The organism is Pseudomonadota bacterium (genome assembly GCA_039196715.1).
In the GTDB taxonomy this organism is placed as follows: Bacteria; Pseudomonadota; Gammaproteobacteria; order CALCKW01; family CALCKW01; genus CALCKW01.
On sequence record JBCCUP010000016.1, the window covers coordinates 64,536 to 70,926 of the forward strand.

The window sequence follows — 6,391 nt, forward strand, 5'->3', positions numbered from 1 at the left end:
TGTGCCAGCAAACCGTGCTGAGTGAAAAACGCAAGCCCTGGTCAGTGTCGAACAGGCAGAAGCAGCATCTTTGTACTACTAAGAGTATAATACTAAAGAAATAGTTGACACGGCATTATGTTTCCGCTGAACTGCTCCGGTCGGTCCTACGTCCGGCACTTCACTGTTTGAGAGGGAGCAAACATGCGAAAGCATTTTCTGAGCGCGAGTATCAGTATCGCGCTGCTCGCCGGGTCCCAGGCCGCGCTGGCTGATGCAGCGGCAGCCAAGAAGTGGATCGACGACGAGTTCCAACCGTCGACCTTGTCCAAGGCCGAACAACAGGCGGAAATGGCGTGGTTCATCTCCGCCGCCGAGCCCTACAAAGGCATGGAAATCAACGTGCTCTCCGAGGGCATTCCCACGCACTCCTACGAGAGCGAGGTGTTGACCAAGGCCTTCGAAGACATCACCGGCATCACTGTCAACCACCAGATCCTCGGCGAGGGTGAGGTGGTTCAGGCCGTTCAGACCCAGATGCAGACCCAGCGGAACCTGTACGACGCCTACGTCAACGACTCCGACCTGATCGGCACACATTCGCGTCTGCAGTTGGCTTACCCGCTGTCCGACATGATGGCGGGCGGCTGGAGCGATGTGACCAACCCGGGTCTCGACCTCGACGACTTCATGGGCACCCAGTTCACCACCGGGCCGGACGGCAAGCTGTACCAACTGCCGGACCAGCAATTCGCCAACCTCTACTGGTTCCGCAAGGACTGGTTCGACAACGAAGACATCAAGGCGCAGTTCAAGGCCAAGTACGGCTATGACCTGGGTGTGCCGGTCAACTGGTCGGCCTACGAGGACATCGCCGAGTTCTTCTCCAACGATGTCAAAGAAGTCGATGGTGTGACGATCTACGGCCACATGGACTACGGCAAGCGTGCCCCCGACCTCGGTTGGCGCATGACCGACGCCTGGTTGTCGATGGCCGGTGCGGGCTCGGTGGGTGAGCCCAACGGTATCCCGATCGACGAGTGGGGCATCCGCATGGAAGCCGGCTCGTGCAACCCGGCGGGCGCCTCGGTGTCACGCGGGGGGGCGGCCAATGGCCCGGCCGCGGTCTATGCGATCCGCAAGTGGGACGAGTGGCTGCGCAACTACGCCCCGCCAGGCGCGGCGAGCTTCGACTTCTACCAGTCCTTGCCGGCACTGAGCCAGGGCAACGTGGCGCAACAGATCTTCTGGTACACCGCGTTCACGGCCGACATGGTCAAGCCGCAGTCCGAAGGCAACAACACCGTCGATGCCGACGGCAACCCGCTGTGGCGCATGGCGCCGAGCCCGCACGGCCCGTACTGGGAAGAAGGGCAGAAGGTCGGCTACCAGGACGTCGGCTCCTGGACCTTCCTCAAATCCACGCCTGAAGACCGCGCCAAGGCCGCCTGGCTCTACGCGCAGTTCGTGGTCTCCAAGACGGTCGACGTCAAGAAGTCGCACGTCGGACTGACCTTCATCCGCGATTCGTCGGTCAACCACGAGAGCTTCACCGAGCGCGCGCCGAAACTCGGTGGCCTGGTCGAGTTCTACCGCTCGCCCGACCGCGTGCGCTGGTCACCGACCGGCGTGAACGTGCCCGACTACCCCAAGCTCGCGCAGATCTGGTGGCAGCAGATCGGTGACGTGAATTCGGGGGCCTTCACACCGCAGCAGGCGATGGATCGTCTCGCCGAGGAAATGGACGTCACCATGGCACGGATGCAACGCGCAGACGAAGGTGCCAATGTGTACGGCGGCTGCGGTCCTCGCCTGAACGAGCCCAAGGACCCGTCCGAGTGGCTCGGTAAAGGGGGCGCAAAAGCCAAGCTTGATAACGAAAAGCCGCAAGGCAAGACTGTCAACTACGACGAGCTTGTCCAGCGCTGGTCAAGCAGCTGACGCACCCACCCGCCTGCCTTTGACGCAGGTGGAACGCCGGGGCCTTTGCCCCGGCGTTCCGTTGACCCCGATGTCCCTCCCGACTTGACCCTTATGTCCCTCGAGCTTCGCAACGTCACCAAGACTGTCAGTGGCCACACCCACATCAAGGACACGTCGTTGGTACTGCAACCGGGCCACTTCAACGTGTTGCTTGGCCAGACCGGCTCGGGCAAGACGTCGCTGATCAAGCTCATGGCCGGACTGGACGCTGTCGCGAGTGGCAGCGTCTGGATCGACGGTGTCGACGTCACCCAGGTGTCCACCCAGAAGCGCCAGGTGAGCCTGGTGCACCAGTTCTTCGTCAACTACCCGCACATGTCGGTGTTCGACAACATCGCGTCGCCGCTCCGGGTGGCTGGCATGGCCCGCGGCGACATCCACCAGCGTGTACACGAGACTGCCGCGCTGCTGAAACTCGAACCGATGCTCAAGCGCCGGCCGCACGAACTCTCTGGTGGGCAGCAACAGCGCACCGCGTTGGCGCGTGCGATCGCCAAGGAGTCGAAGGTCGTGCTGCTCGACGAGCCGCTGGCCAACCTCGACTACAAGCTGCGCGAAGAACTGCGCGAACTGCTGCCCGACCTCTTCGCCAACCGCGGTGCGGTGGTCGTCTACGCCACCTCCGAACCCGAGGAGGCGCTCCTGCTCGGTGGCCACACGGCTCTGATGGACGACGGCCACGTACGGCAGTTCGGGCCGACGGCGAGCCTTTACCGGCAACCCGAGACGCTGACAGCGGCGCGCGTGTTCTCGGACCCACCGATCAACACGGCCACAGTCGACAAGCGCAACGACACCGTCCACCTCGGGCCGGTGTCCTGGCCGGTGGCGAGTGGCTTGCGGCACCTGTCGGACGGGCCGTACCAGATTGCGATCCGCCCGCACCACGTGGTGCCGAGGCCGGTCGACACTGCGACCGTCGAAGTCACCGGCGCCGTCAGCGTGACCGAGCTCAGCGGGTCGGAGTCCAGCGCGCATTTTCAGTTTGATGGCAACAGTTGGGTCTCGTTGGCCCACGGCGTCCACCCCTACCGCGTGGGCGAGCAACACACCTTTTTCTTCGACCCGGCGGATTGCCTGTTCTTCGGGTCGGACGGCGCACGGGTGAGCTGAGTCCCATGGCACGAATCGCACTCTCGTCTTTGCGCCACAGCTACCTGCCCAACCCGAGCGCACCGGCGGACTACGCGCTGCAGCACATCGACCTCGAGTGGGCGGACGGGGGCGCCTACGCGTTGCTCGGCCCCTCGGGCTGCGGCAAGACAACCCTGCTGAACCTGATCTCCGGGCTGCGCACGCCGTCGGAGGGTCGGATCCTTTTCGACGACCAGGATGTCACGGCGCTGCCGCCGGACCAGCGCAACATCGCCCAGGTGTTCCAGTTCCCGGTCATCTACGACACCATGACGGTGTACGACAACCTTGCATTCCCACTGCGCAACCGCGGCGTCGACCGCGCCACCGTGGACCAGCGCGTGTGTGCCATCGCCGAGATGCTCGAGGTCGAGGCCTTGCTCAAACGGAAGGCAGCGGGCCTCTCGCCCGACAACAAACAGAAGCTCTCGATGGGGCGCGGCCTGGTGCGGGACGACGTCAACGTCGTGATGTTCGACGAACCCCTGACCGTGATCGACCCGCACCTCAAGTGGAAGCTGCGCTCGAAGCTCAAGGAGCTTCACCAGCAGATCAACCACACCATGATCTACGTCACCCACGATCAAACCGAAGCGCTGACCTTTGCCGATCAGGTGGTGGTGATGGACCTCGGCCAGGTCGTCCAGATCGGCACGCCGGTCGAACTCTTCGAGCGGCCGGCGCACACCTTCGTCGGGCATTTCATCGGCTCGCCCGGCATGAACGTGCTGGCCTGCGATGTGGTGGACGGCGCCGTGCACGTCAACGGCGAACGCATCGCCGTCGACGGCGCCGTCGACACGCAGAAGCAGGGGCAGACCGAAGTCGGGGTCAGGCCTGAATTCGTCGCCCTGGCCGACGAGGGGCTCGAGGCCCGCGTGCGGCGCGTGTCGGACGTCGGGCGCTATGCGGTGGTCGACGCGATGGTGGGCGAGCAGCGTGTTGCGGCGATCCACACCGGTGACAACCCCAATCCCGGCGACCGCGTGCACCTGCGGTTTCAGCCCGAGCACACGCGGGTGTACGTCGACGGTTGGCTGGCCATGCAGGAGGCGCGCGCATGAAGACCGAAAACCAGAAAGCCTGGTTCTTTGTGTTGCCAGTGTTGCTGCTCGTGGCATTCAACGCCCTGATTCCGATGATGACGGTGGTCAACTATTCGGTGCAGGAGACCTTCGGCAACAACCAGTTCTTCTGGGAAGGCCTGACCTGGTTCGAGCAGATCCTCAATTCCGAACGCTTTCACAACGCGCTCGGTCGCCAGTTCATGTTCACCGCGCTGATCCTCATCATCGAGGTGCCGCTCGGTATCGCCATCGCGCTCTCGATGCCGCGGCGCGGCGTCTGGGTGTCGGTGTGCCTCGTGCTGATGTCGCTGCCGATGCTGATTCCCTGGAACGTTGTTGGTGCGATGTGGAATATCTTCGCGCTGCCGGACATCGGCCTGCTCGGCTACACCCTGAATCACGTGCTCGGCATCCCCTACGACATGACCCAGGACCCTTTCGCTGCCTGGGTCACGGTCATCGCAATGGACGTCTGGCACTGGACGTCACTCGTCGTGCTGCTCGCGTACGCGGGCCTCGTGTCGATTCCGGACGCCTACTACCAGGCGGCCAAGATCGACGGGGCCTCCAACTGGGCGGTGTTCCGGTACATCCAGTTGCCGAAGATGAAGAACGTGCTGACGATCGCGATCCTGTTGCGCTTCATGGACTCGTTCAACATCTACACCGAGCCCTTCGTGCTGACCGGTGGCGGACCGGGTAACGCGACCACCTTCCTCTCGATCGACCTCGTCAAGATCGCGCTCGGTCAGTTCGACCTCGGCCCGGCCGCGGCGATGAGCCTGATCTACTTCGCGATCACGCTGCTGGTGTCCTGGCTGTTCTACACCCTGATGAACCGGGAGAACCTCAACGACTACAAGGAGGTCGAGCACTGATGCAGAAGCGTTCGATTGTCCCGATCGTCTACATCGTCTTTCTGATGTTGCCGATCTACTGGCTCGTGACCATGAGCTTCAAGCCGACCAACGAGATCCTCGCGGGTTTCTCGCTGTTTCCGCAGACTTTCACGACCGACGCCTACCGCACGATCTTCACCGATCCGACCTGGTACTGGGGCTACTTCAACTCGATCATCTACGTGTCGTTGAACACGGTGATCTCGATCACGGTGGCCTTGCCTGCGGCCTACGCCTTCTCGCGCTACCGCTTCCTCGGCGACAAGACGCTGTTCTTCTGGCTCCTGACGAACAAGATGGCGCCGATTGCCGTGTTTGCGTTGCCGTTCTTCCAGCTCTACTCCGCGGTCGGCTTGTTCGACACCCACTGGGCGGTGGCGCTCGCACACTGCATCTTCAATATCCCACTGGCGGTGTGGATCCTCGAGGGCTTCATGAGCGGGGTGCCGAAAGAGCTCGATGAGACCGCCTATGTCGATGGCTATTCCTTCCCGCGTTTCTTTGCCACGATCTTCATCCCGACCATCAAGGCCGGTGTCGGGGTGGCTGCGTTCTTCTGCTTCATGTTCTCCTGGGTGGAGTTGTTGCTGGCCAAGACCCTGACTGCGGTGGCCGCCAAACCGATCGCCGCGACCATGACCAAGACCGCCTCGAGTGCGGGGTACGAGCTTGGCTTGTTGGCTGCGGCTGGCACGCTGACGTTGATCCCTGGCGCGATCGTGATCTACTTCGTGCGCAACTACATCGCGAAGGGCTTCGCGATGGGGAGGGTCTGAGCGTGCTGACGTGGATGGCCTGGACCTGGCCGACCGCGCTGTTGTTCATCGGCATCTTCAGCGCGATGGGCATCATCACGGCCATCGAGATCGCGCGGCCGGGCACCTCCGAGCGGCGCGGCGCACTCGGCCTCACCACCACGCGCGGGGACCGGCTGTTTCTGTCGTTGCTCGGCTCGGCCTACATCTTCCTTGCGTGGCTGGCGCTCTTCGGCATGCCGCTCTGGGTGCCACTCGGCCTCGCGATCCTCTGGGGCACGTTTTGCTTCCTCAAAGTCTAGTGTTGCCCCCGAGGCTTGCGGCGTGCGCGGCACTGTGGGAGCGCCGTCCTCACTGGGCCGAACAGGCTCAGTGAGACGGGGCGAATGGCATTTCTGCGATTGGCACAGCGCCATTCGCCGCGCGCGGCGCGGCTCCCACAGAGGACGACTGGCGCCCGTGAGGCCTGCGGCGAGCGCGATACCGTGGGAGCGCCGTCCTCGCCACAGCGAGACGGGGCGAACGGAGTCTCTGCGACTGGCACAGATCATTCGCCGCGCACGGCGCGGCTCCC

General features: G+C 63.4%; 6 protein-coding genes. All 6 read left to right on the plus strand.

The genetic code is table 11. From position 1 onward, the window contains the following. Nucleotides 1-183 precede the first annotated feature (183 nt). Nucleotides 184-1,920, plus strand: coding sequence for an ABC transporter substrate-binding protein (locus tag AAGA11_08200; GenBank protein ID MEM9602829.1), 1,737 nt, complete (start codon nt 184-186; stop codon nt 1,918-1,920). A gap of 93 nt (nt 1,921-2,013) precedes the next feature. Continuing rightward, the gene (locus tag AAGA11_08205; GenBank protein MEM9602830.1) at nt 2,014-3,075 is read left to right on the plus strand and encodes an ABC transporter ATP-binding protein; all 1,062 of its coding nucleotides are present in this window, start codon (nt 2,014-2,016) and stop codon (nt 3,073-3,075) included. 5 nt (nt 3,076-3,080) lie between these two features. Continuing rightward, nucleotides 3,081-4,160, plus strand: a complete 1,080-nt coding sequence (locus AAGA11_08210; GenBank protein ID MEM9602831.1) for an ABC transporter ATP-binding protein — start codon at nt 3,081-3,083, stop codon at nt 4,158-4,160. After that, nucleotides 4,157-5,041 carry a sugar ABC transporter permease gene (locus AAGA11_08215; protein ID MEM9602832.1) on the plus strand — a complete coding sequence of 295 codons (885 nt, stop codon included), beginning with the start codon at nt 4,157-4,159 and terminating at the stop codon, nt 5,039-5,041. The genes AAGA11_08210 and AAGA11_08215 overlap by 4 nt, the downstream gene beginning before the upstream one ends. Next, nucleotides 5,041-5,838 carry a carbohydrate ABC transporter permease gene (locus AAGA11_08220; protein ID MEM9602833.1) on the plus strand — a complete coding sequence of 266 codons (798 nt, stop codon included), beginning with the start codon at nt 5,041-5,043 and terminating at the stop codon, nt 5,836-5,838. Before AAGA11_08215 ends, AAGA11_08220 begins: the two co-directional genes overlap by 1 nt. A gap of 2 nt (nt 5,839-5,840) precedes the next feature. Beyond that, nucleotides 5,841-6,119 carry a DUF2160 domain-containing protein gene (locus tag AAGA11_08225; GenBank protein ID MEM9602834.1) on the plus strand — a complete coding sequence of 93 codons (279 nt, stop codon included), beginning with the start codon at nt 5,841-5,843 and terminating at the stop codon, nt 6,117-6,119. Nucleotides 6,120-6,391 lie beyond the last annotated feature (272 nt).

Coding starts and splice junctions, on each gene's coding strand:
- AAGA11_08210 (MEM9602831.1), top strand. CDS start 3,081: ATGGCACGAATCGCACTCTCGTCTTTGCGCCACAGCTACCTGCCCAAC.
- AAGA11_08220 (MEM9602833.1), top strand. CDS start 5,041: ATGCAGAAGCGTTCGATTGTCCCGATCGTCTACATCGTCTTTCTGATG.
- AAGA11_08205 (MEM9602830.1), top strand. CDS start 2,014: ATGTCCCTCGAGCTTCGCAACGTCACCAAGACTGTCAGTGGCCACACC.
- AAGA11_08200 (MEM9602829.1), top strand. CDS start 184: ATGCGAAAGCATTTTCTGAGCGCGAGTATCAGTATCGCGCTGCTCGCC.
- AAGA11_08215 (MEM9602832.1), top strand. CDS start 4,157: ATGAAGACCGAAAACCAGAAAGCCTGGTTCTTTGTGTTGCCAGTGTTG.